Source organism: Phreatobacter aquiterrae, from assembly GCF_053471285.1.
This window is the reverse complement of record NZ_JBJPHW010000007.1, coordinates 235,216-258,257: the sequence shown is the minus strand read 5'-3', so window position 1 is coordinate 258,257 and position 23,042 is coordinate 235,216. Positions and strand designations below refer to the sequence as shown.

The 23,042-nt window shown below is 68.0% G+C and carries 19 protein-coding genes, 1 tRNA gene and 2 pseudogenes; 16 read left to right on the top strand and 6 right to left on the bottom strand.

From position 1 onward, the window contains the following. From ACJ4V0_RS13140 to ACJ4V0_RS13105, 8 genes and pseudogenes are all read left to right on the top strand, one after another. Positions 1-132 (top strand): annotated as a pseudogene (locus tag ACJ4V0_RS13140) (IS481 family transposase); the annotation flags it as partial. A 216-nt stretch (positions 133-348) separates the two neighbouring features. Then, positions 349-3,057, top strand: coding sequence for a cation-transporting P-type ATPase (locus tag ACJ4V0_RS13135; protein WP_448300020.1), 2,709 nt, complete (start codon positions 349-351; stop codon positions 3,055-3,057). A gap of 361 nt (positions 3,058-3,418) precedes the next feature. Further along, a complete protein-coding gene (locus tag ACJ4V0_RS13130; RefSeq protein ID WP_448300019.1) occupies positions 3,419-6,274 on the top strand; it encodes a monovalent cation/H+ antiporter subunit A in 2,856 nt (951 codons plus the stop codon). 3 nt (positions 6,275-6,277) lie between these two features. After that, on the top strand, positions 6,278-6,628 hold the full coding sequence (locus ACJ4V0_RS13125) for a Na+/H+ antiporter subunit C (RefSeq protein ID WP_448300018.1): 351 nt from the start codon (positions 6,278-6,280) through the stop codon (positions 6,626-6,628). Continuing rightward, positions 6,625-8,160 (top strand): monovalent cation/H+ antiporter subunit D, encoded by a 1,536-nt coding sequence (locus tag ACJ4V0_RS13120; protein ID WP_448300017.1) that lies wholly within the window; start codon positions 6,625-6,627, stop codon positions 8,158-8,160. Before ACJ4V0_RS13125 ends, ACJ4V0_RS13120 begins: the two co-directional genes overlap by 4 nt. Before the next feature lies 1 nt (position 8,161). Beyond that, on the top strand, positions 8,162-8,653 hold the full coding sequence (locus tag ACJ4V0_RS13115) for a Na+/H+ antiporter subunit E (RefSeq protein ID WP_448300016.1): 492 nt from the start codon (positions 8,162-8,164) through the stop codon (positions 8,651-8,653). Continuing rightward, positions 8,650-8,919: a K+/H+ antiporter subunit F gene (locus tag ACJ4V0_RS13110; RefSeq protein WP_448300015.1), complete on the top strand. Its 270-nt coding sequence runs from the start codon at positions 8,650-8,652 to the stop codon at positions 8,917-8,919. Before ACJ4V0_RS13115 ends, ACJ4V0_RS13110 begins: the two co-directional genes overlap by 4 nt. A 9-nt stretch (positions 8,920-8,928) precedes the next feature. Next, on the top strand, positions 8,929-9,300 hold the full coding sequence (locus tag ACJ4V0_RS13105) for a Na+/H+ antiporter subunit G (protein ID WP_448300014.1): 372 nt from the start codon (positions 8,929-8,931) through the stop codon (positions 9,298-9,300). A gap of 9 nt (positions 9,301-9,309) precedes the next feature. Here ACJ4V0_RS13105 and ACJ4V0_RS13100 read toward each other — a convergent pair whose 3' ends face one another. From ACJ4V0_RS13100 to ACJ4V0_RS13085, 4 genes and pseudogenes are all read right to left on the bottom strand, one after another. Continuing rightward, positions 9,310-9,573 (bottom strand): hypothetical protein, encoded by a 264-nt coding sequence (locus tag ACJ4V0_RS13100; protein ID WP_448300013.1) that lies wholly within the window; start codon positions 9,571-9,573, stop codon positions 9,310-9,312. 209 nt (positions 9,574-9,782) lie between these two features. Continuing rightward, positions 9,783-9,881 (bottom strand): annotated as a pseudogene (locus tag ACJ4V0_RS13095) (short-chain dehydrogenase/reductase); the annotation flags it as partial. Positions 9,882-10,039: 158 nt separating this feature from the next. After that, positions 10,040-13,312: an acetyl-CoA carboxylase family protein gene (locus ACJ4V0_RS13090; RefSeq protein ID WP_448300012.1), complete on the bottom strand. Its 3,273-nt coding sequence runs from the start codon at positions 13,310-13,312 to the stop codon at positions 10,040-10,042. Positions 13,313-13,359: 47 nt separating this feature from the next. Beyond that, the gene (locus ACJ4V0_RS13085) at positions 13,360-14,979 is read right to left on the bottom strand and encodes an AMP-binding protein (protein ID WP_448300011.1); all 1,620 of its coding nucleotides are present in this window, start codon (positions 14,977-14,979) and stop codon (positions 13,360-13,362) included. A gap of 185 nt (positions 14,980-15,164) precedes the next feature. Between ACJ4V0_RS13085 and ACJ4V0_RS13080 the strand changes: the two genes are divergently transcribed. The 3 genes from ACJ4V0_RS13080 (at position 15,165) to ACJ4V0_RS13070 (ending at position 19,058) form a co-directional block, all read left to right on the top strand. After that, positions 15,165-15,929 carry a TetR/AcrR family transcriptional regulator gene (locus tag ACJ4V0_RS13080; RefSeq protein ID WP_448300010.1) on the top strand — a complete coding sequence of 255 codons (765 nt, stop codon included), beginning with the start codon at positions 15,165-15,167 and terminating at the stop codon, positions 15,927-15,929. A 116-nt stretch (positions 15,930-16,045) separates the two neighbouring features. Beyond that, positions 16,046-17,746, top strand: coding sequence for an AMP-binding protein (locus ACJ4V0_RS13075; RefSeq protein ID WP_448300009.1), 1,701 nt, complete (start codon positions 16,046-16,048; stop codon positions 17,744-17,746). A gap of 67 nt (positions 17,747-17,813) precedes the next feature. After that, a complete protein-coding gene (locus tag ACJ4V0_RS13070; RefSeq protein WP_448300008.1) occupies positions 17,814-19,058 on the top strand; it encodes an ABC transporter substrate-binding protein in 1,245 nt (414 codons plus the stop codon). Between the two features lie 329 nt (positions 19,059-19,387). Here ACJ4V0_RS13070 and ACJ4V0_RS13065 read toward each other — a convergent pair. Then, positions 19,388-19,464: transfer RNA gene (locus ACJ4V0_RS13065), tRNA-Arg, on the bottom strand. Positions 19,465-19,696: 232 nt separating this feature from the next. Between ACJ4V0_RS13065 and ACJ4V0_RS13060 the strand changes: the two genes are divergently transcribed. After that, the gene (locus tag ACJ4V0_RS13060; protein WP_448300007.1) at positions 19,697-19,858 is read left to right on the top strand and encodes a hypothetical protein; all 162 of its coding nucleotides are present in this window, start codon (positions 19,697-19,699) and stop codon (positions 19,856-19,858) included. Between the two features lie 28 nt (positions 19,859-19,886). Next, positions 19,887-20,210: a hypothetical protein gene (locus tag ACJ4V0_RS13055; RefSeq protein WP_448300006.1), complete on the top strand. Its 324-nt coding sequence runs from the start codon at positions 19,887-19,889 to the stop codon at positions 20,208-20,210. A gap of 4 nt (positions 20,211-20,214) precedes the next feature. Here ACJ4V0_RS13055 and ACJ4V0_RS13050 read toward each other — a convergent pair whose 3' ends face one another. Beyond that, positions 20,215-20,868 (bottom strand): dioxygenase family protein, encoded by a 654-nt coding sequence (locus ACJ4V0_RS13050; protein ID WP_448300005.1) that lies wholly within the window; start codon positions 20,866-20,868, stop codon positions 20,215-20,217. Positions 20,869-21,065: 197 nt separating this feature from the next. Here ACJ4V0_RS13050 and msrA point away from each other — a divergent pair, with 197 nt between their 5' ends. The 3 genes from msrA to ACJ4V0_RS13035 are packed head-to-tail and all read left to right on the top strand — an operon-like array spanning position 21,066 to position 23,022. Then, a complete protein-coding gene (msrA, locus tag ACJ4V0_RS13045) occupies positions 21,066-21,719 on the top strand; it encodes a peptide-methionine (S)-S-oxide reductase MsrA (protein WP_448300004.1) in 654 nt (217 codons plus the stop codon). Beyond that, entirely contained in the window at positions 21,716-22,495 is a 780-nt protein-coding gene (locus tag ACJ4V0_RS13040; protein ID WP_448300003.1) for a CHAD domain-containing protein, read from the top strand. Before msrA ends, ACJ4V0_RS13040 begins: the two co-directional genes overlap by 4 nt. Next, complete coding sequence (locus ACJ4V0_RS13035) at positions 22,492-23,022, top strand: GNAT family N-acetyltransferase (protein ID WP_448300002.1); 531 nt, start codon at positions 22,492-22,494, stop codon at positions 23,020-23,022. Before ACJ4V0_RS13040 ends, ACJ4V0_RS13035 begins: the two co-directional genes overlap by 4 nt. Positions 23,023-23,042: the final 20 nt, after the last annotated feature.

Here is a 23,042-nt window from a genome sequence, read left to right as displayed (position 1 = left end):
TACAATTTCGGCCGGCGCCTGAAGACCCTGAACGGCCTCACTCCCTACGAGTTCATCTGCAAACGATGGACAACGGAGCCCCAGAGGTTCACGCTCGATCCGCTCCAGCAAATGCCGGGACTAAACACCTAGGTTTGCCCGCCAGCTCGTCGGACGGAGACCCGGCGTCACCCCGGGGAAGCGGTGAAATGTCGCGGGCAGCTCTTGCCCTGCGTCAAACCGTCGTCTCGCGCTGCGCCATCTTATCCGCCGGGCAGGGCGCAGCGCGCCCGCCGGGCCGCGGTCCGCATCGAGACGGAGCGTCTCCGACGGAGGCGCGAGATCCCCCACGGCGAGACGGGAAAGAACATGGCAGTCATGATGGAAGGTCCCCTGATCTGGCATGCGGCAACAGCCGAAGCCTGCCTTGAAGCCCTCGACAGCACGCCGTCGGGCCTGAGCGGGTCCGAGGCGTCGGCGCGCCTCGTTCGGGATGGGCCGAACCGTCTGCCGGAAGAGAAGCGCCGGGGCGTTGTCGTGCGCTTCCTGATGCAGTTCCACAACCTGCTGATCTACATCCTGTGCGCGGCGGCCGTCACGTCGGCGATTCTCGGCCATGTCGTCGATGCCGCGGTCATCGGCGGCGTGGTCCTCATCAACGCGATCGTCGGCTACGTTCAGGAAGGGAAGGCGGAGCGGGCGCTCGACGCCATCCGCGCCATGATCGATCCCAAGGCGTCGGTTTTCCGCGACGGCGCGCGCCTGACGGTGGCGGCCGACGACATTGTGAGCGGCGACATCGTGCATCTGGAGGCCGGCGACCGCGTTCCCGCCGATCTCCGGCTGATCCGCGCCCGCAACCTGAAGATCGACGAGGCGGTGCTGACCGGCGAATCGGTGCCGGTCGAGAAAGCTGTCGCGCCCGTGAACCCGGACGCCTCTCTCGGCGACCGTCGGTCGATGGCCTATTCGGGCACGCTTGTCGCCACGGGTCAGGCCACCGGCGTTGTTGTGGGAACGGGCCTTCGCACCGAACTCGGCCGGATCGGCCAGCTTCTGGGGCGGATTCAGCAGTTGCAGACACCGCTTCTCGCGCAGATGGAGCATTTTGCGCGACAGGTGACGGTGGTCATCCTGGTCGTCTCGGCCGCGGCTTTCGCCTTCGCTGTCTGGGCGAGGGGCTATGGGGCGAGCGAAGCCTTCATGGTGGTCGTGGGACTGGCCGTCTCGGCCATCCCGGAGGGCCTGCCCGCGGTCCTCACCATCACTCTCGCCGTCGGCGTCCAGCGCATGGCGCGTCGAAGCGCCATCATCCGGCTGCTGCCGGCCGTCGAGACGCTGGGCTCGGTCTCGGTAATCTGCTCCGACAAGACCGGGACCCTGACACGCAACGAGATGACGGTCCGCTCGGCGTTCGTCGACGGCGTCCAATATGAGGTCGCCGGGGTGGGCTATGGTCCGGACGGTGCCATCAGCCGGGCCGGGCTGGACATCAATCCGGAGGACGACCCGCGCCTTTCGGGGCTGATGCGCGCTGCCGCCCTCTGCAATGACGCGGGCCTGCGCCAGTCGGACGGGGTCTGGACCGTCGACGGGGACCCGATGGAGGGCGCCCTCGTGGCCTTCGCCGAAAAGGGTGGCCTTGACGTTCCCTCCCTTCGCAAATCCCTGCCGCGCACCGACGAAATTCCATTCGACGCGGCCCATCGCTTCATGGCGACGCTGCACCACGACCATCAGGGACGCGGTTTCATTCTGGTCAAGGGTGCGCCGGAGCGCATCCTGGCGCTCTCGTCGAGCGAGCAGGGCGAGACCGGCACGTCGCCCCTCGATCGCGCGACGTGGCACGCCAGGGCGGACGAGCTTGCGGCGGAGGGACAGCGCGTCCTCGGCTTCGCCACGGTCCCCGCAAAGCCGGGACAACAGACGCTCGCCTTCGACGACATCGGCCCGGACCTGATCCTCCTCGGCCTTGTCGGGTTCATCGACCCGCCGCGAGAGGAGGCGGTCCAGGCGATCGCCGAGTGCCATGCCGCGGGGATCCGCGTGATCATGATCACCGGCGACCACGCCGTGACCGCGCGCGAGATCGGCCAGCAGCTCGGGCTCGCCCATCAGCCCGTTGTCCGGACGGGCGACGACGTCGACAGGCTGGACGACGCGCAACTCGCCGTCGCCCTGCGCGACACCACCGTCTTCGCCCGCACCTCGCCCGAGCACAAGCTGCGCATCGTCAGCGCCCTGCAGGCGCAGGGCCTGACTGTGGCCATGACCGGCGACGGGGTGAACGATGCGCCGGCGCTGAAGCGCGCCGACGTGGGCGTGGCCATGGGCCAGAAGGGCACCGAAGCCGCCAAGCAGGCGGCCGAGATCGTGCTCGCTGACGACAATTTCGCGTCCATCGTCGCCGCGGTCAAAGAGGGCAGGACGGTCTACGACAATCTGCGCAAGGTCATCGGCTGGACGCTGCCCACGAATGGCGGCGAGGCGATGATCATTCTCGGGGCGATCGCCCTGGGATGGACGCTGCCGATCACGGCGGTGCAGATCCTGTGGGTCAACATGGTCACCGCAGTCGCCCTCGGCCTGACGCTTGCCTTCGAGCCGGCGGAGCCGGGCAGCATGGAGCGTCCGCCGCGGCGACGTGACGCCCCGCTTCTGTCGGGCGAACTCGTCTGGCGCATCGTCTTCGCGTCGTCGCTGTTCTCCCTCGTCGCCTTCGCCATGTTCTTCCGGGCGGAGCAGCGCGGACTGCCGATCGAGGAGGCGCGGACCATCGTCGTCAACACCATCGTCGTGATGGAAATCGTCTACCTGTTCAGCGTGCGCTATGTTCACGGCCCGTCGCTGACCTGGCGGGGCGTTCTCGGCACGAAGGCCGTGCTCGCGGGCGTCGGACTGACCGTCGTCGCGCAGTTCTGCTTCACCTATGCGCCGCCGCTGCAGACCCTGTTCCAGACACGACCCGTCGCGCTGATGGATGGGATTCTGGTGATCGGAGCCGGTGTCCTCACTCTCCTGGTTCTCGAACTTGAGAAGAAGGCGAGAGCGATGCTGGTACAGCGAAACTCTCGATAGTGCGGGACGCGTCGCGGCATCGACTACCCGCTGCGGCCGCGTTGTCGCAGGACAGGATGTCACATTCCGCTGGATGACCCGCGTCCGTAGTCGGGGTGCCGCGCCGGATTCCGCGGACGGCCTTGCGAGCCCTTCTCCGTCGCGCCCTGTCGCGGCGATGACAGAGGGCGCCGGCTGGTTGGCGAGTTGACCTCTGGACAGTGCGGGCCAAAGGAGGTCATTTCTTGACCGAGCCATCTCGTCAATCATGCGGACCGCGAATTCCCTTGTCTTGCTTCACCTTCGTCCAGATGAAACCCTCTTCCGCGCAGCCGCAGGGCCGCCTCCCGACAGCCATCAGGTCCGCCGAGGCGACTGACGCATGACATTGCTGCTCGTAGTCCTGCTGCCGTTTCTGGGAGCACTCCTTCCGCCGCTGCTGATCCGATCGGGTCGCAACACCTGTGCCGCGGCGACGGGATCGGTAACGCTGCTGGCCCTCGTCCTCCTCCTGTCCCATGCGCCGGAGGTGTTCTCCGGACAGGTGCCGAAGGCGAGCGTGCCCTGGGTTCCCGGGATCGGACTGTCGCTCTCGGTCTTCGCGGACGGGCTTGGCTTTTTCTTCGCGGCGATGATCCTCACCATCGGCCTCCTGGTCATCGTCTATGCGCGCTACTACCTGTCGCGCGAGGATCCCATGGGCCGGTTCTTCGCCTATCTCCTCCTGTTCCAGGGGGCGATGGTCGGCGTGGTGCTGTCCGACAATGTCATTCTGCTACTCGTCTTCTGGGAACTGACCAGCCTGACCTCGTTCCTGCTCATTGGCTTCTGGCAGAAGAGCGCCGAAGCCCGGCAGGGTGCGCGCATGGCGCTGGTCGTCACCGGCGGCGGCGGACTGGCGCTGATCGCAGGTCTCCTGCTGCTGGCCGAGGCTGCGGGCTCCTATCAGCTCACCGACATCCTCGCCCGCGGCGAGATCGTGCGCGCCTCGCCACTCTACCTGCCGGCGCTGCTCCTGGTCCTGCTCGGCGCCTTCACCAAGTCGGCGCAGTTTCCCTTCCACTTCTGGCTGCCGCACGCCATGGCGGCACCCACCCCGGTCTCGGCCTATCTCCACTCGGCGACCATGGTGAAGGCCGGCGTCTTCCTGCTGGCGCGGCTGTGGCCGGTGCTGGCCGGTACGGAGATATGGTTCCTCATCGTCGCGCCGGTCGGGCTCGCCACCATGCTGATCGCGGCGGTGATCGCCCTGTTCAAGGATGATCTGAAGGGCCTGCTCGCCTTCTCCACCGTCAGCCATCTCGGCCTCATGACCATGCTGCTCGGCCTCGGCACGCCCATGGCCGCCATGGCTGCGGTGTTTCACATCATCAATCACGCCACCTTCAAGGCCGCCCTCTTCATGAGCGCGGGCATCGTCGATCACGAGACAGGCACCCGCGACATCCGGCGCCTCGGCGGTCTTCTCGTGTTGATGCCGATTACCGGCACGCTGGCGCTCCTCGCCGCGGCGTCCATGGCCGGCGTGCCGCTGTTCAACGGCTTCCTGTCGAAGGAGATGATGCTCGAAGAGGCGGCCCATACGACCTATGCCGGCCTGCCCTTCCTCTTTCCGGCGCTCGCGACCCTCGCCGCGGTCTTCTCCGTCGCCTATTCCGTCCGCTTCGCCGTGGGCACCTTCCTCGGCCCGAAACGGCACGACTACCCGCATCATCCGCACGATCCGCCGGTCGGCATGTGGCTGCCCGTGGCCGTGCTGATCGCGCCGGTGATCGCCATCGGCCTCTTCCCCGAGCAGGTCGCCGGTCCCCTGGTGCGTCTGGTGGCCGGATCGGTCGTCGGCGGCCCGCTGCCGGACTATCACTTCGCGCTGTGGCACGGCATCACGCCGGCGCTCGTGATGAGCCTCGTCGCCTTCGCCGGAGGCGCTGCGCTCATTCTCGCCTACAGGCGGGCGGAGGCGGTGCGCGCGGGACTGCCGCACCCCGATGCACGCGCCATGTTCGAGAAGACGACCATGGCCTTGCTGGCCGCAAGCCGGAAGATCAGCGATGCACTGCAGAACGGATCGCTCCCCCGCTACATGGGCGTGACGATGGTGACCCTCGTCGCGGTGGGCGCCTACGGCTTCTGGACGACGAGCCATCTCGCCGGAACGCGGCCGCTCCTGCCGGTCAGTCTGTCCGCGGCGACCATCTTCCTGGCGCTCGTCGTGGCGAGCGGCATGGTTCTGCTGTTCCACGCCGCACGCCTGATGGCGCTGATCCTCACCGGGGTCGTCGGCGTGGTGGTGGCGCTCGCCTTCCTGCAATTCTCCGCGCCGGACCTCGCGCTGACCCAGATCTCCGTGGACGTCGTCACCACGATCCTGCTTCTGCTGGCGCTTAACCTTCTGCCGAAGGCGACGCCTCAGCAGGAGAGCCGCGCGGTGCAACTGCGGGATGGCATCATCGCAGGCGTGACGGGTCTCGGCGTCGCCGTGCTCGCCTATGGCGTGATGACCCGCAACGGGCCGTCCATCTCCGACTACTTCCTGGCGCAGTCGAAGCCCGGCGGCGGCGGCACGAACGTCGTCAACGTCATCCTCGTCGACTTCCGCGGCTTCGATACCTTCGCCGAGATCATCGTCCTCGGTATCGCCGCGCTCGCCATCTACGCCCTGCTCGATCCCGCACTGAAGGGCGCCGCCATCCGGCGCATCAAGGCACTGCGGCCGAACGAGGAATCCGGGGACGCCCATCCCCTGATCCTCGTCGTGGCGACGCGTGTCCTCCTGCCGCTGTCCCTGGCGGTCGGGGCCTATATCTTTCTGCGCGGCCACAACCAGCCCGGCGGCGGCTTCGTTGCCGGCCTCGTGGTGGCGATCGCCCTCATCATGCAGTACATCGCCTCGGGCTACACCTGGGCGGCCGAGCGGATGAAGGTCGATGCGCAGGGCGTGATCGGCGCCGGCGTCGCCATCGCCGGTCTGACCGGCCTTGCCGCCTTCGCCTTCGGCCGGCCATTCCTCACCTCCACCTTCGGCTATCTGGAGTGGCCAGTGGTGGGCAAGTTCGAGGTGGCCTCGGCCATCGCCTTCGATCTCGGCGTGTTCCTGACCGTTGTCGGAGTCACGGTGCTGTCGCTGGCCCAGTTGTCGCGCATCTCCCGGCGCATCGACCCGCCGTCCGAAAGTACGGACGCCATGGACATACCGCTGGAATCGCGGGCAGCCGCTACCGGCGCGAAGGAGATCTGAACCGTGGAATTTCTCGTCGCCGCGGCGATCGGCATCCTGACGATGGTCGGCGTCTATCTCCTGATGCGGGCCCACACCTTCCCGGTGATCCTCGGGCTGACCTTCCTGTCCTATGCGGTCAACCTCTTCCTGTTCTCCATGGGCCGCCTCACCATCGACCGCCCGCCGGTCATCGTGCCGGACGCCGCGGGCTACGCCGACCCGTTGCCGCAGGCGCTGGTGCTGACGGCCATCGTCATCTCCTTCGGCATGACGGCGCTCATCGTGGTTCTCGCCCTGCGCGGCTATCTGGAGACGGGCTCCGACCGCTGCGACCTGGAGGCCTCGCGTCCAGGAACGGGAGACGAGGCATGATCCCGGCGCTCGACCAGCTCATCATCCTGCCGGCGGTGCTGCCGGCGATGACGGCTGCCTTCCTCGTGCTCGCCCTGCGCCACGACCTCAGGCGTCAGCGCATCGTCTCCATCGTCGTCACCGCACTTCTGGTCGGGCTCGCCGCCGTGCTCGCGGGAATGGCCTTTTCCGGCGGCGGGACGCGCGCCTATCAGCTCGGCAGCTGGCCGGCGCCCTTCGGCATCAGCTTCGTCCTCGACCGCCTGTCGGCGACCATGCTTCTGCTTTCCGCCGTTCTGGCGCTCTGCGTCGTCATCTTCGCGGCGGGCGGCACGGACGGGCGGGGGCGGCATTTCCATCCGCTGTTCCAGTTCCAGCTTCTGGGCATCAACGGCGCCTTCCTGACCGGCGACGTTTTCAACCTCTTCGTCTTCTTCGAGGTGATGCTGATCGCTTCCTACGGGCTGATGCTGCACGGCGGCGGTGCGGCGCGCCTGAAGGCGGGCTTCCACTACGTCGCTCTCAATCTCCTGGCCTCCACGGTCTTCCTCGTCGGCGTCGGGCTGATCTATGCGGTGACCGGAACGCTCAACATCGCAGACCTTGCCGTGAAGGTACCGCAGGTCGTTGCGGCCGATGCCGGCCTGCTCAAGGCGGGTGCCCTGCTGCTGTTCCTGGTGTTCGCCACCAAGGCCGCCCTGGTGCCGCTGCACTGGTGGCTTCCGGCCACCTATGCCGGAACCTCGGCGCCTGCCGCCGCGCTGTTCATGATCATGACCAAGGTCGGCGCCTATGCCATCATCCGCGTCTATGGCCTCGTCTTCGGTGCCGGTGCGGGACCGCTGGCTGATGCCGCGGCGCCGCTGGTGATCCCGGCAGCCCTGGCGACCCTCGCCGTCGGCACGTCCGGCCTCCTCGGCAGCCGCACCCTGCGCGACCTCTCCGCCTTCGCGGTCATCGCTTCCATGGGCACGCTCCTGACGGCGATCGGCCTGTTCGACGTGCGGGGCCTTGCAGCCGGCCTCTACTACCTCGTCCACTCGACGTTCGCCGGCGCCGCGCTCTTCCTCATCGCCGGCCTCGTCCAGGAGCAGAGGGGTGCGGCCGGCGATCGCCTCTCGATCGCCCCGGCCATCGCCGGCGAGACGCTGATGGGCGGCCTCTTCTTCCTCACCGCCATCGCCATGGTCGGGTTGCCGCCGCTGTCCGGCTTCATCGGCAAGGTGATGATCCTCGAGGCGTCGCGCTCGGCCGTGTCCTGGCCCTGGATCTGGACCTTCATCCTCGCTGCAAGCCTGCTCATGACCTTCGGCTTCGCAAGGGCAGGCTCCATCCTGTTCTGGGCCAGCGGACCAAAGGGCGAGGCGCGGCCGCCGGTGCCGGCGCCGTCCCTGGCGGCGGTGCTGCTGCTCCTTGGCCTCACCATCGGATGGACGGTGGCGGCCGGCCCCGCTATCGACGCGCTTCAGCTCACGGCGCGGCAGGCCCTCGACCGCCAGGCCTATATCGGTGCGGTTCTGGGGCCTGATGCGCGCCTGAAGGCAGGAGACTGACATGCGCACGCGCCTGCTGCCCCATCCCCTGCTCACCGTCCTGGTCGCGCTGGTCTTCATTCTCCTCGTCAACGAGGTGTCGGCGGGCGTGGTCGTGCTCGGCCTCATCCTCGGCCTGATCATTCCCTGGGCCACCGCGCCGTTCTGGCCCGGACGGCCGCGCCTCAAATCCCCGCTGGCGATCGCCGAGTATGGCCTCGTCGTGCTGTGGGACATCGTCGTATCGAACGTCCAGGTGGCCTATCTGATCCTGTTCCGCCGGGGCGACGGCCTGCGCTCGCGCTATGTCACGATCCCCCTCGACCTCACGACCCCAGAGGCGATCGCCGTGCTCGCCGGCACCATCACCATGACCCCCGGCACGGTAAGTGCCGACCTGTCCGCCGACGGCAAGGCGCTGCTGGTGCATTGCCTCGACACCGACGATCCCGATGCGACCGTCGCGGGCATCAAGATGCGCTACGAACGCCGGCTGAAAAGGATGTTCGAATGATCGCCACCGCCATCGCCATTGCGCTGGGCGCGACTTGCCTGGCCATTCTCCTGACCCTGTACCGGCTCGTCGTCGGGCCGGACGCCACCGATCGGATCCTGGCGCTCGACACGCTGGTGATCGAGACCATCGCGCTCATCGTGCTGGCCGGAATCGCCTATGGCTCGTCCATGTATTTCGAGGCGGCGCTGCTGTTCGCCATGGTGGGGTTCGTGACCACCGTGGCCTTCTGCAAGTTCCTGCTTCGCGGCAACGTGATCGAATAGGAGGTCGCCATGCATCCGCTCGTTGAAGCGCTGGTGGCAGCGCTCATCCTCATCGGGGCCTTCTTCCTCGTCGTCGGCGCCCTCGGCCTCGCCAAGCTGCCGGACATGATGCGTCGCCTGCACGGCCCGACCAAGGCGACCACGCTCGGCATCGGCGCCCTGCTGATCGCCTCGATGGTCTATTTCGCGATCCTGCGCGGAAGTCCCTCGATCCACGAACTGCTGATCACGCTCTTCCTGTTCCTGACGGCGCCGGTGAGCGCGCACATGCTCGCCAAGGCTCATATCCTTCACGCCAGGAACGAGCGCGCCGATCTTCCCGACACCGGCACACCCGCAGGGTGGGCGACGCTGGACCCGGGCGAACGCGACGCGGCCTGACGCGACGCACTACCGGCCGAACAGTGCGGCCAGGATCGTCGCGACCGTCGCGATGACCGCGAACGCCGTCGGCGCGCCGGGGCCGAAGAGGGCGATTACTCCGGCTGCACCGAGGGCCATGCCGGCCGTGCAGGCGCCGAGAAACAGCGCGAAATTCGGGAGACCGTACCAGAGCGCCATCAGGTAGCCGAAGACAAACATGGGGACCGCGACGATCAGCAGGGCGGTGATCGTCTTCCGGCGCGTCTCCGGGTCGTTCAATCCTTCAGCCATCGGTCGTCTCCCCCGATCATGGGGCGCAGGGGTGCCCGTCTGACGAGCGCGCGCCCCGAACGCATTGTTTCGCCGCTTGCCTGGCCGGTGGCAAGGCTGGCGCCTCACGCTGAGGAAGCCGGGCACGCGCATGGGTTTGCTGTTCCGACGGATTCCCCGGAGGCCGGGCCAGTCACAGCGGAAAAGTGTGACTGGTGCGGACGTCTTGTTCAAGCCGCGCGCGCCAGCGCAACTGCGTCAGCTCCGGCCGGAAAGCGCAACTGGCCGGAGAGATCGTTCTCGGCCTGCCATACGGCTTCGGCCACGTCGATTGGTCGGCGTCCCCACACCCTGGGCTTCGGCGTCAACGGTGCGGCCAGTCCCCCTGGCCACGCCTGTTGTTGCGCGCTCGCCAACCAGGTCGACAGGTGATCGTCCACGCCATCCGCGTTCCCGTTCTCACTGACCGCCGGACCATCGGGGTTGTTCAGCGGGCGGGCACGTAGGGCCGCCGCTTGCCTTCGCCCTTCCGAACGGGGGCTGCTGATTTCAGCGCCCGCATGATCCAGCGACGTGACTCCGCCGGGTCGATGACGCCGTCGATCTCCAGGAAGGCCGCCATGCTGACCGCCTTGCCCTTCTGGTAGAGCTCGGCGACGTGGCGCTGGTAGGTCGCCTCGCGTTCGGTGGGGTCGGCGATGGCGGCGAGCTCGTTGCGGTAGGCGAGGCGCACGGCGCCCTCGAGGCCCATGCCGCCGAACTCGCCGGTCGGCCAGGAGACGATGAAGACGGGCGCCCGGAAGGAGCCGGCCGCCATGGCCTGGGCGCCGAGGCCGTAGCCCTTGCGCAGCACGATGGTCATCAGCGGAACGGTCAGCGCCGCGCCGGCGAGGAACAGGCGGGAGACGCGGCGAACCAGCGCCGTCTCCTCCGCCGGCGGGCCGACCATGAAGCCCGGCGTGTCGCAGAGCGAAAGCACCGGCAGGCCATAGGTCTCGCAGAGATCGAGGAACCGCGCGCCCTTCTCCGCCGCTTCCGCGTCGATGGCGCCGCCAAGATGCTTCGGATTGTTGGCGATGAGGCCCATGGGCCGCCCCTCGACGCGGATGAGGGCGGTGATCATGCCGATGCCGTGGGCGGCCCGCAGCTCCATCACCGAACCCTCGTCGGCGAGCGTGTCGATCACCGCGCGGACGTCGTAGGACCGCAGGCGGTTCTCGGGGATGGCGCGACGCAGCGCCTCCTGGTCGGCAGCGCTCCACTCGGTGGTGGGACCCTGGAAATAGGCGAGGTACTGCTTCGCCGCCGCGACCGCTGCGGCCTCGTCGGCCACCAGCAGGTCGACCACGCCGTTCGGGACCTGCACGGCCATGGGGCCGACCTCCTCCGGCGTGAAGACGCCGAGGCCGCCGCCCTCGATCATCGCCGGGCCGCCCATGCCGAGGTTGGCATTCTCGGTGGCGATGATCACGTCGCAGCAACCCGCGATGGCCGCATTGCCGGCAAAGCATCGCCCCGAGACGATGGCCACCGTCGGCGCCCGGCCGCTGTGTGCGGCCAGCGCGCGGAAGGTCGGCACGTCGAGGCCGGCGACGCCCATGTAGTCGGTCTCGCCCGGCCGGCCGCCGCCGCCCTCGGCGAAGACCATGATGGGCAGGCGCTGTTCCTCGGCGAGGCGGAACATGCGGTCCATCTTCTTGTGGTTCATGAAGCCCTGGGTGCCGGCGAAGACCGTGTAGTCGTAGGTCATGGCCATGCAGCGCGCTGCCTCCTCGCCGAAGAGGCCAGCATTGACGGTGCCGACGCCGCAGATGAGCCCGTCGGCCGGACTCATCTCACGCAGTTCGGCGAGGCTGCGGCGGCGGCGCTGGGCGGCGAGCGCCAGGGCGCCGTACTCCATGAAGCTGCCGGCATCGCACAGGTCGACGATGTTCTCGCGCGCCGTGCGCTGGCCGGTCTTGCGACGCCGCGCCACCGCCTTGGGACGGCGGTGGTCCTCGAGCGCGTCGTGCATGTCCAGCACTTCGGCGAGATCGGCGCGGATGCGGCCTGCCTGATCGGCGTCATCCTCGACCGAGGCTTCCGCGGCGATGTGGGCGGGTTCGACGAAGGCCAGCGCGTCCCCCGCATCGGCCTGGTCGCCGGCCCGGAGCGGCAGGGCGCGGACGATACCGGACCGGTCGGCGATGACGACGTGTTCCATCTTCATCGCCTCGATGACGGCGACCTGACGACCGGCGGCGATCGCCTCGCCCTCGGCAACATCGATGGAGACGATGCGCCCGCTCATCGGGGAGACCACGGGCTCGGTGCCGTCCGGTCCCGCGGCCGCCGCTTTCCCGGACGCCTGTGCAGGGGCCCCGGCAGCAAGGCGCGTGACACGCGGCGTCGCGATCACCCTTGCCGCATGGCGCTCGACGAAACCGGTGTCGACCCGTGCGGCCAGCACATCCTCGTCGGCGAGCAGCGCCTGCAATACGGCGAGATTGGTCTCGACACCCTCGACGCGGAATTCGGCGAGAGCCCGAAAGGCCTTGCCGGCTGCGGCGCGCCAGCCGCCGGATGGGGTGTGGGCGATGACCTTGGCGAGCAGGGAATCGAAGCTCGTCGCCGTGCGATAGCCGGTATATCCGAAGGTCTCGACCCGGATGCCGGCGCCGCCCGGCGGATCGAAGGCGGTGAGCGTGCCGCCGGTCGGCGTGGCGCCACCATCGGCCGCCATGCGCTCCATGTTGACGCGCAACTGAACCGCGACGCCGCGGGTCTGAACGCCGTCCTGCGACAGACCGAGCGAGGCCAGCGTCTCTCCCGCCGCGAGGCGCACCTGCGTCTGCACGAGGTCGACGCCGGTAATCTCCTCGGTCACCGTGTGCTCCACCTGCAGGCGCGGATTGGCCTCCATGAAGACGAAGCGGCCGGCCGCCTCGTCCACCAGGAATTCCATCGTGGTCAGCGTACGCACCCCCGCCGCGCGGGCGAGCGCCACGGCGGCGGCGAAGATCTCGTCGCGCAATGCGGGATCGAGGCCGGGCGCGGGGGCGATCTCCACCAGCTTCTGGTGCCGGCGCTGCAGGCTGCACTCGCGTTCGAAGAGATGCATGACGTTGCCACCGGCATCACCGAGGATCTGCACCTCGACGTGTTTCGCGGGGCGGATCAGCTCCTCGACATACAGTGCGTCGGAACCGAAGGCGGCCTTCGCCTCGGAGGCCGCACGCCGGAAGGCCTCCGCCAGCGCCTCCGGGCGCTCGACCATGCGCATGCCGCGCCCGCCGCCGCCCGCGAGCGCCTTGACCATGACTGGCCGGCCGCCGAGCGAGGCCATGAAGGCTTCCGCTTCGGTGAGCGTCGTCGCGCCGGAGGTGCCGGCGGCGAGCGGAACGCCGACCTCGGCCGCGAGCCGGCGCGCCGCCGCCTTGTCGCCGAACAGCGCCAGCGTCGCCGGCGCCGGGCCGATGAAGGTGAGGCCGGCCACCGCGCAGGCGCGGGCGAAATCCGCATTCTCAGCGAGAAAGCCGTAGCCGGGGTGAACTGCGTCGCAACCGGTCTCCACAGCGGCGGCAACGACCGCTGCGATGTCGAGATAGGCGGCGGCTCCCGACCCCGGCAGAGCCACGGCCTCGTCGGCCCGTACGACGTGGAGGGACGCCCTGTCGTCGGTGGAGAAGACCGCCACCGAGGCGATGGCGAGATCCGCCAGCGCCCGCGCCACCCGGATGGAGACCTCGCCACGATTGGCGATCAGCACTTTCTTGAACATGCGGGCTTTCGAATCTGACGACGATGAATGGGGCGGGGGATGGGTTCTCAGCCGGCCAGCTTTTCGCGCCGGACCTGGATGCCGGCCTTTTCGCGGTCCCAGGTGTCGGGGGTGATGCCGGACTGGCGAACGAGATATTTCTCGACCTTGCGGGTTGGTGTCTTCGGCAGCTCGTCCACGATGCGGATGTAGCGCGGCACCATGAAATGGGCCATGCGCGGGGTGAGGAAGGCGAGGAGCTCGGCCGGTTCGAGGCTCTGGCCCTCGGCGAGCGACACGGCGACCAGGATGTCGTCCTCGCCGAATTCGCTCGGTACGGCGACGACGGCCGCCTCGCGCACGGCGGGGTGGGCGGAGACTTCCAGCTCCACTTCGAAGGAAGAGACGTTCTCGCCGCGCCGGCGGATAGCGTCCTTGAAGCGGTCGACGAAGAAATAGTTGCCCTCGGCATCGATGCGGAAGGCATCGCCGGTATGAAACCAGCCGTTGCGCCAGGCGGCAGCGGTGGCCTCCGGATTGGCGTTGTAGCCATGGTTCAGCGCCCAGGGCGCGTCGGTGCGGATGACGAGTTCGCCGATCTCGCCGGGCTTCACCTCGCAATCATGGGCGTCGACGAGGCGAAGCTGCACGCCCTTTCGCGGCTTGCCGCAGGTGGCGACGACGGTGGGGTTCTCGTCGGCGATGAGCGGGCAGGAGACCTCGCTCATGTTGAAGAGTGTGCGCGTCGTCATGCCGAAGCGCTCGCGGAAGGCGACGCCCTCCGCTCCGAGCGGAATGATGATGACATTGGCCAGCGGTGTGTCGCGTTCGTCCGCGCGCACCGGCTCCTTCATCAGGAAGGAGGCCATGACGCCGAGCAGGATGACCACCGTGGTCCGGGTCGTGGCGACCGTCTGCCAGAAGGTCGAGGTCTCGAAAGCATCGAGCAGTGCGATGGCCCCGCCCGCGACCAGCATCGCATAGGTTGGCGCCGTGCCGCCGACGTGGAACATCGGCAGGTTGACCATGAAGCGGTCGTCGGGGCCGACGAAGGAGGTGCCATCCCGGCCGGATGCAAGAGAGGTGCCCATGGCATGGAGGTGCGCATAGGACGACAGCACCCCTTTGGAGGGACCGGTGGTGCCGGATGTGTAGATGATGGACTGGGTATCCCACGGCTCCACCGGCCGTGCCAGTGGCAGCACCGCGCCGGAACTGCGCAGGGCGGTGGCGTCGAGTACCTCGAGCCCGGCAATAGCGGGAACATCGCCGGCCGCCACGACGACGCACTTCAGGGCCGCCTTGTCGGCCTCGTCCAGGCGCCCTGCGAGTTGGCCATGGGCGATCATCAATCGCGCGCCGGAGTTGCGCACGACGTGCTCGAGGATGCCGCCGCGATAGGCCGTGTTGATCGGCACGTAGACGGCGCCGATGTAGTTGATGGCGAACCAGATGCGCAACGCGTCGGCGCCGTTCGGCATCCAGACCAGCACATGCTCGCCCTGGGCGACCCCAAGGTCCTGCAGGGCCCGCGCCGTGGAGCGGACATCGGCACGCAGCGCGGCGTAGCTGATCTCGCTGCCGTCCGGCAGCACCACGAAGGCCTTGTCGGGAGTTGCCGCGGCGTGGCGGTCGACGAGGTTCGCAAGCACGCAGGTGTCGCGGTCGGGAACGCCGCTGGCGCTCATCGCAATCCTCCTTGGCCTGCCTCCGTTGGGGGAGGTCATTGTCGTTTCGGGAGCCATGGGCCGGCTCGTTGTGGCCATGCTAAGGACTACATCCCCAAAATCAATAGACTAAATAATTATTGTGCTCGTCCGTCCGGCTGATAGCATCGATCGCCAGACCAGTCCTCGGGTGCAGCCCATCATCCATGACACTTAGCGACAAGACCACTGTCGAATCCGCGTCGGCAAACCCGAAGCGAAAGCGGCCGCCGGGGCGTCCCAAGCTCGCCGAGAGGGAGGGTCGCGACCAGACGCGCGACCAGCTCCTCGACGCCAGTATCGCGCTCTTCGCGCGGCATGGCTTCGAGGCGGTCACGACCGGGCAGATCGCCGAGGCGGCCGGTCTCACACAGTCCATGGTCCACTATCACTTCGGCTCGAAGTCGAAGCTGTGGGAGGAGGCGATGCGCCGGCTGATGCACCGGCGCGGCCGCCTGTTCAAGGCCAAGGCGCGTGACCTCGTCGGCCTCGAACCGGTGGACAAGCTGAAGGCGCTGATCCGTCGGCTGGTCGAGGCCAATGCCGAGAGTCCCGACTATGTCCGGATCGTCGTGCAGGAGGGCACCACCCGCACGCCACGGCTGAAATGGCTGGTCGAGACCTATCTGGCCCCGGGCTTCGGCGTCTTCGACCAGGCCTTGCAGGAGGCGATGGATGCGGGCGCCATCCCGCGCCGGCCGATCTACGACGTCACCAACGCCATCACCTCAGCGGCATCGCTGAGCTTCGCACTGCACCCTATCGTGGAGGACATATACGGCGTCGATCTGACCAATCCCGCCTGCATCCGCTCCTTCGCCGACACCGTCGTGGACATCGTCTTTGCCGGCCTGATGGCGCGGCCGCCGACGGAATCGCCCGCCGCGATGACGGCAACGATGGCGAGACCACACGCCGCATCCGGCGTCTGACATCCGCCGGGTGGGGGATGGCTGTCGGATGATCAACAATCAATAGGCCTATTGATTTTTCGACGCGACAGGGTCAGCCTGACCTCCAACGACAAGAAGGAACCCTGGAGGATCGCTTGGACGAGAAGACCTATCTCGCCATGGTGTCATCGGTGCAGGATCGCCGCTGGCCGAAGGAGCTGCCGCGTCAGCCGCAGTATCCGTTCGGGAACGGGCTGCTGACCGAGTATCTGTCCCGCTGGGCCGCGATCCAGCCTGACAAGGCGGCGATCAACTTCTACGGCGCGGTCACCACCTTCGCCGCACTGGACCGGCAGAGCGATGCCTTCGCGCAACTCCTGCAGTCGCTAGGGGTGACCAAAGGCGACCGTGTCGCCCTCTTCATGTCGAACTGCCCACAGTTCCTCATCGCCTTCTACGGCATTCTGAAGCTGGGCGCCGTCCATGTGCCGGTGAACCCGATGTTCAAGGCGCCGGAGCTGCTCTACGAACTGAACGACACTGGCGCGACCGTCATCCTGGCTCTCGACCAACTCCACGACACCGTTGCCGAGGTGATAGGCACGACGGGCCTGAAGCACGTCATCGTCACCTCGCTCGCGGAAGCGGCACCGGCACAGCCGGAGATTCCCGCGCCTGCATCACTCGCGGTGCCGAAGCGCGTGCCCGAGGGCACCATCGACCTGATGCCGGCACTGAAGGCCTTCACCGGCCGATTCGTCCCGCTGGAGCCGGTCTCGTCCGATGACATCGCCGCACTCAACTACACAGGCGGCACGACCGGCATGCCCAAGGGTTGCATCCACACCCAGGGCGACATGGTCTACACGGCCGCGACCACCGTGCCCTTCTCGCTCGGCACCACGAAGGATTCGACCTACCTCTGCTACCTGCCGGTGTTCTGGGTGGCGGGTGAGGTGTTCGGCGTCATCTTCCCCGTCTTCGCCGGCTGCACCTGCGTCCTGCTCAACCGCTGGGACCCGGTCGCGTCAATGGCGGCGATCGACCGCTACAAGGTCACCCATGCGAGCTTCCTGGTGGACGGCGCCGTCGACATCCTCGACCATCCGGACCGGCCGAAATACGACCTGACCAGCCTCGAGCGCACCGGCGGCATCTCCTTCGTCAAGAAGCTCAATCCCGATCTCAGGCAGCGCTGGCGAGCGGTTACCGGCTCCACCATCCGCGAGGTGGCCTGGGGCATGACCGAAACCCATACCTGCGACACCATGAACTACGGTCTTGACGAGGACGACTTCGACCTCAATTCGCAACCGGTCTTCGTCGGCTTTCCGGTGCCGGGCACCGCGTTCAAGATCTGCGACTTCGAGACGGGGGCATTCAAGGCGCTGGGCGAGGAGGGCGAGATCTGCATCCGCTCGCCGTCCCTGTTCAAGGGCTACTGGAACCGGCCGGACGCCAATGCGGAGGTGTTCCGCAACGGCTGGTTCCACACCGGCGACATCGGCGTCTACGACGCGGACGGCCTCCTGCACTTCCTCGGCCGCCGCAAGGAGATGCTCAAGGTCAATGGAATGAGCGTCTTTCCGGGCGAGCTGGAGGCCATCCTCGGCCAGTATCCCGGCCTGCTCGGCTCTGGCGTCGTCGGCCGTCCAGACGAGGCCAAGGGCGAGGTACCCGTCGCCTTCGTCTGGCTGCCGGAGGAACAGCGCGACGCTGCCGGCCAGAAGGCCTTCGCCGACTGGATGGGCTCGATGATGTCCTCCTACAAGCGGCCCGAACTGCGCTTCGTCGACAGCCTGCCGATGACCGAGACCGGCAAGGTGAAGAAGGAACAGCTGAAAGCCCTGCTCTGACGAACGAACGGGCAATGGCCCGAGCCAAGGATCAACAAGGGCCGGCGACGCCGGCAAGGAGGAAACCATGACATTCATGACCGGCAAAGGCCGTGCCATGCGGCCTGTCGCACTGGCGCTCGCTGCAAGCGCGATGCTGTCCCTACCCCTGGCAACCACGGCTCTCGCGCAGGGGAGCGGCCCCATCCGCATCGGCGTACTCAACGACCAGGGCGGCCCTTATTCGTCCATCACCGGTCCCGGTTCGGTGGCCGCCGCGCGCATGGCCGTGCAGGACCTCGGCGGCACCGTTCTCGGGCGGCCGGTGGAAGTGCTTGCGGCCGACCACCAGCACAAGCCGGATCTCGGCTCCTCGCTCGCCCGCGAGTGGTACGACGTTCAAGGTGTTCGCGCGATCTTCGACATCTATTCCTCCGGCGTGGCGCTTGCCGTGCAGAAGGTGGCGCAGGACAAGGACCGGCTGCTGTTCGTCTCCATGGCCTCGAGCGCCCTGATCGGAGGCGCCCAGTGCTCCACCCACGGCATGCAGTGGGCGAACGACGGCTACGTCGTTTCGAACCTGACGGTGAAGGGATCCCACGAAACAGGCGGCAATAGCTGGTACTTTCTCACCGTCGACTATGCCGCCGGCCACAGCATCGAGGCCGATGCCACGAGGATGATCGAGGCGGCTGGCGGCAAGGTGCTCGGTGCCGTTCGCTTCCCGCTCGGCACGCCGGACTTCTCATCCTTCCTGCTGCGCGCACAGACCTCAGGGGCCAAGAACATCGGCTTTATCGGTGGCGGCTCCGACATGGTCAACTCGGTCAAGCAGGCGGACGAGTTCGGCATCCGCGCCTCCGGCCAACGCTATGTTCCCTTCTCCATGACCACGGTCGACATCCAGGCGGTCGGCAGCCAGGCCACCCAGGGCATGCCTGTCGTCCTGTCCTACTACTGGGGTGAGAACGACGAGACACGCGCCTTCGCCGATCGTTTCCGCCGGCAGACGAGCCGCATGCCGACGGACCCCCAGGCCAATGTCTACAGCGCCGTGAGGCACTATCTGCGGGCGGTCCAGGCGGCGGGTACAGTCGAGACCGGGCCGGTTCTGGCGAAGATGCGGGAGATGCCTGTCGAGGATTTCTTCACGCGCGGCGCCCGCATCCGGGCCGACGGCCGCCTGATGCGCGACGTTCTCTTCGCCGTCGCCAAGGCGCCTGGTGAGATGCAGAATCCGGACGATCTCCTGAAGATCGTTTCGCGTGTGCCGGGCGAGCAGGCCTTCGTGCCGGCGGCGCAGAGCCAGTGCCCGCTGCTGCGCACGCAGTAACGGTCGCGCTGCACGCCAGGGAAGGGCGCCGGGGCTTCAGGCTCCGGTGCCCGTCTCATGCGTGTCGGACGTCCTCGCCCGCGCTCAGGCCCCGTCGTCCACAGGCTTTGCCGTGGACCATGCCCTGAGCGTCTGATCTGCGCTTCCAGCGGGAAAATGCGCCTCGACGGGCGGGCATCGTCGGCCTGGACGCCCGCGCGTTCCAGAATTCTCCGCCCATCGGTGGCGGGATCAGCCGACGATCGTCCCCTTGCACAATTGGTCAGACACGCGCCGTGTTCCTCCGGCGATCGCCGGAACGGCAAGACCATCCAAGATCTTGAAAAGAGTGGCGCACCCGACACGATTCGAACGTGTGACCTTTGCCTTCGGAGGGCAACGCTCTATCCAGCTGAGCTACGGGTGCATGCCGCGAAACGTGTTTAGCGGATCGTCCGCCCCGCCGCAATCGCCAGTCGGCGGTCCGCACCATCTTCATCGTGTCGAACAGCGGCGGGACGCTGACCCGCTCGGCGCCCCGTCGTTCATCGTGGGCTTCCTGAAGGGGGTAGACTCCTTCTGGACGACCAGGGCACCGTTCGCCGCGACGGTCGTGATGGCCGGCGCCCAACTTCAAGGTCTATGCGATCGCCAAGGACATGGGCGCGAGGATGCCCTCGTTCTTCGGCTACGTGGCCTGGTTGGGGGCGATCCTCATCCCCATCTTTCGCCCTCGTCACGGTGCTGTTCTTCGTCCGTGGCGCGCGGCTCGGAGGCTTCCAGGCGGATGGGGCTTGCGGCAGCCGGTGCCGTTACGTTAACTCGCCGCAGTCCAGCCCACCGAGAGCCATGATCCGATTCCCGCTCCGCCTCGCCGGCTTCCTCCTGATCGCCGCGGGGTTCGTGGCGCTGGTGATCGACGGGACGCGCTCGATCGCCGGGCAGCGGCTGCTCATGACGAGCGTTTCAGACACGTGGCGCGCCATCCATCTCGACAGCCTCGGCCAGGCGCAAAAGGCGCTGCAGGCCTCCGGCCCCGAATGGCTGTGGGACCCTGTCGCGCTGACGCTGCTCGCCTTGCCCACGGCGGCGGTCGGGCTGGTACTCGGCGCGCTGCTGATGCTCGCCGGTCGGCGCCGCGAGCCGCAGATCGGCGTCATCGGCCGCCGCTGAGGTCTCAGGGCAGAACGATGTCGAAGCGGAAGCGCGGCAGATCCGCGGGCTCGTCGCGTGCCGTCAGGGCATCGCGGGCAGCTTCGCTGCCCAGCGAGCGGAACAGCGCATCGCGGGCGTTCATCGTCTCACCGGGAAAGTACATCTGGGTGACGAGGTCAGGCCGGCCCGCCGCCACCACGCGGAAGTGGATGTGCGGCGTCCGCGTCATGGCACCTGCGCCGTAGTAGCGCGGGCGGATGGTGCGGAAGAGATAGGCGCCCCCGGCGGCGGTGCGCACCGCGCCGAAGCCCTGGAAGTTGGGATCGGCCATGCCGGCGCTCTCGCGCGGATGATGGTAGCGGCCCTGATGGTCGGCCTGCCATATCTCGACGGTCACTCCCGGCAGCGGGCCGCTGCGGGCGGAGAGCACGCGTCCCGTCACCTCGATCACCTGACCCTCGGCGCGGCGGGGCCGGCCGGCGACCTGCGTCAGGTCGAGATCGGAATCCGCAGGCTTGGTCACGGGATAGTAGGGACCGCGCGTCTGCGAGGGTGTCGGATGGCCCTGGGCCAGCGCCGGCCGGGCGATGAGCAGCAAGGCGGGGGCCGCGACGAGGCTGCGGCGCGAGAGATCGCGGGCGGACTTCTGACTCAGGATGAAGGGCCGGTCCAGCATGCCGCAGGTCTCCTCAAGGCTCCGGTCGGCATTGGCACCGGCGCGTCCTCGCGCGGCAAGCCACGATCGGGTGAGGACATGCCGGCTCACGCAGGCGTGTTGTGGATCGCCGGCAGAGGACCCATGTTGGCGGGGCTTGCGCTGGCGGGTAACATTCGTCGACGTCGGCGCGAATGAGGGGCATCAGGAGGTCATCCATGTTCGGAATCAGGAAGAAGCTCTCCCTGCCCACCGCCGCCGAGGCGCTGCCGGGCCGCGCCATCGCCATCCCCACCGCCGAGCGGCACTTCGTCAACGGTCGTCCACTCAAGGGTCCCTATCCCGACGGGATGGAGAGCCTTGTCGTCGGCCTCGGCTGCTTCTGGGGTGCGGAGCGCAAGTTCTGGCAGTTGCCGGGCGTCTTCGTGACGGCCGTCGGCTACGCCGGCGGCGTCACGCCCAACCCGACCTATGAAGAGGTCTGCTCGGGTCTCACCGGGCACAATGAGGTGGTGTTGGTGGTCTATGATCCGACGCAATTAACGACCGGCGAGGTTCTCGCAACCTTCTGGGAGAGCCATGACCCGACGCAGGGCATGCGGCAGGGCAATGATGTCGGCACGCAGTATCGCTCTGGCATCTCCGTGACGACGCCGGCGCAACGGGCCGCCGCCGAGGCGTCGAAGGCAGCCTATGCCAGGGCGTTGGCGGCCAGGGGCTACGGCGCAATCACCACCGAGATCGTCGACGCCCCGACCTTCTATTTCGCCGAGGACTATCACCAGCAGTACCTCGCCAAGAACCCGCACGGCTATTGCGGGCTCGGCGGCACCGGCGTCTCCTGCCCGATCGGGACGGGGGTCGCCGCATGAGGCCGGTCGCGGAGGCGAGGGATCTGGCGCTGGCGGCGGGGGCTCACGCCCGCGCCGCCGGGCGGTTGCTCGGCTCCGAGAAGGATCAGGTGAAGGCGGTGCATCTCGCCCGCCGCCACATCAAGCGGTCCCGCAGTCTGCTGCGCGCGCTCAGGCCGCTGGCCAAGCGGGCCGTGGAGCGCGAGAACGGCTTCCTGCGCGCTTTCGCCCATACGCTGGCGCCGCTGCGCGACGCCCATGCGCTGGAGGAGGCCGCCCGCGCCGTCGGCGCGCGGGGGCCGGGCGCTCCGCGGGGCGAGAGGGTGGACCTCGCTGCGCTTGGCGGCGCGCTGCAGCGCCAAGCCCGGGTGATCGCGCGCCTGGCGCCGGCAGACGCCCCGAAGCACTACCTCGCCAAGGCCGTGGCGCGCGCCTATGGGAAGGCACGCCGCGCCTATCGGACCTACGAGGCCAAGCCGGCCGAGGAGACGCTTCACGATGCGCGCAAGCGCATCAAGGACTGCCTGCATCTGGTCGAGGCGCTGGATGAAGTCCGTCCGCGCGGGGCCCAGCCGAAGGCGGGCCGGCTCGATCGCATCGGCGAGTTGATGGGGGCGATCCGCGATCTCGACCTGCTGTCGCGCCGCATCGAGCGGACCGAGGCGGGCCGGGCGAAGCTCGCGCGCATCGCCGCCCGCCATGCCCGCCTGGAGAAGGAGGTGGCCCGTTCGGGTGACATCACCTTCGCGGCGAAGCCGAAGCACGTCGAGAAGCAGTGGCGTCGGGCGCGGCCATGACCGCGTTTGCCTGGCGCGCCATGACCGCGGCGGACCTTGCCGCCGTCTCGCGCATCGCCGCTGCCGTCCATCCCGACTTCCCGGAGGACGACACCGTCTTCGCCGAGCGACGGGAGCTTTGTCCGAACGGCTGCCGCGTGCTCGTCCATGGCAACGGGGGCCATTCTGACGGGGACCGTGGAGACGGGCTTGCCGGCTATGTGCTGAGCCACCCGTGGCTTTCCGGCTCCTGCCCGCCGCTCAACGCCCATCTCGGGGGGGTGCCGGTCGCGGCCGACACTTTCTACATCCACGACCTCGCCCTGCTGCCGTCAGCGCGCGGCTCGGGCGCGGCCGGGGCCATCGTCGACCAGCTCAGGGCCACGGCGCGGGACGCAGGGTTCGCCCATCTCAGCCTCGTGGCCGTGAACAATTCCTGCGGTTTCTGGCGGCGGCAGGGGTTCGAGGCTGTCGACGGGCCCGGCCTTGCCGCGAAGCTGTCGAGCTATGGCGAGGATGCACGGCTGATGATGCACCGCCTTCCCTGAGCCCGTCTCAGCCCTTCTGC

What these genes read in the sequence shown, in the direction of transcription:
- ACJ4V0_RS13135 (WP_448300020.1), top strand. Translation starts at nt 349, where the DNA reads ATGGCAGTCATGATGGAAGGTCCCCTGATCTGGCATGCGGCAACAGCC.
- ACJ4V0_RS13120 (WP_448300017.1), top strand. Translation starts at nt 6,625, where the DNA reads ATGATCCCGGCGCTCGACCAGCTCATCATCCTGCCGGCGGTGCTGCCG.
- ACJ4V0_RS13080 (WP_448300010.1), top strand. Translation starts at nt 15,165, where the DNA reads ATGACACTTAGCGACAAGACCACTGTCGAATCCGCGTCGGCAAACCCG.
- ACJ4V0_RS13040 (WP_448300003.1), top strand. Translation starts at nt 21,716, where the DNA reads ATGAGGCCGGTCGCGGAGGCGAGGGATCTGGCGCTGGCGGCGGGGGCT.
- msrA (WP_448300004.1), top strand. Translation starts at nt 21,066, where the DNA reads ATGTTCGGAATCAGGAAGAAGCTCTCCCTGCCCACCGCCGCCGAGGCG.
- ACJ4V0_RS13035 (WP_448300002.1), top strand. Translation starts at nt 22,492, where the DNA reads ATGACCGCGTTTGCCTGGCGCGCCATGACCGCGGCGGACCTTGCCGCC.
- ACJ4V0_RS13105 (WP_448300014.1), top strand. Translation starts at nt 8,929, where the DNA reads ATGCATCCGCTCGTTGAAGCGCTGGTGGCAGCGCTCATCCTCATCGGG.
- ACJ4V0_RS13050 (WP_448300005.1), bottom strand. Translation starts at nt 20,868, where the DNA reads ATGCTGGACCGGCCCTTCATCCTGAGTCAGAAGTCCGCCCGCGATCTC.
- ACJ4V0_RS13060 (WP_448300007.1), top strand. Translation starts at nt 19,697, where the DNA reads ATGGGCGCGAGGATGCCCTCGTTCTTCGGCTACGTGGCCTGGTTGGGG.
- ACJ4V0_RS13115 (WP_448300016.1), top strand. Translation starts at nt 8,162, where the DNA reads ATGCGCACGCGCCTGCTGCCCCATCCCCTGCTCACCGTCCTGGTCGCG.
- ACJ4V0_RS13130 (WP_448300019.1), top strand. Translation starts at nt 3,419, where the DNA reads ATGACATTGCTGCTCGTAGTCCTGCTGCCGTTTCTGGGAGCACTCCTT.
- ACJ4V0_RS13110 (WP_448300015.1), top strand. Translation starts at nt 8,650, where the DNA reads ATGATCGCCACCGCCATCGCCATTGCGCTGGGCGCGACTTGCCTGGCC.
- ACJ4V0_RS13090 (WP_448300012.1), bottom strand. Translation starts at nt 13,312, where the DNA reads ATGTTCAAGAAAGTGCTGATCGCCAATCGTGGCGAGGTCTCCATCCGG.
- ACJ4V0_RS13055 (WP_448300006.1), top strand. Translation starts at nt 19,887, where the DNA reads ATGATCCGATTCCCGCTCCGCCTCGCCGGCTTCCTCCTGATCGCCGCG.
- ACJ4V0_RS13070 (WP_448300008.1), top strand. Translation starts at nt 17,814, where the DNA reads ATGACATTCATGACCGGCAAAGGCCGTGCCATGCGGCCTGTCGCACTG.
- ACJ4V0_RS13085 (WP_448300011.1), bottom strand. Translation starts at nt 14,979, where the DNA reads ATGAGCGCCAGCGGCGTTCCCGACCGCGACACCTGCGTGCTTGCGAAC.
- ACJ4V0_RS13100 (WP_448300013.1), bottom strand. Translation starts at nt 9,573, where the DNA reads ATGGCTGAAGGATTGAACGACCCGGAGACGCGCCGGAAGACGATCACC.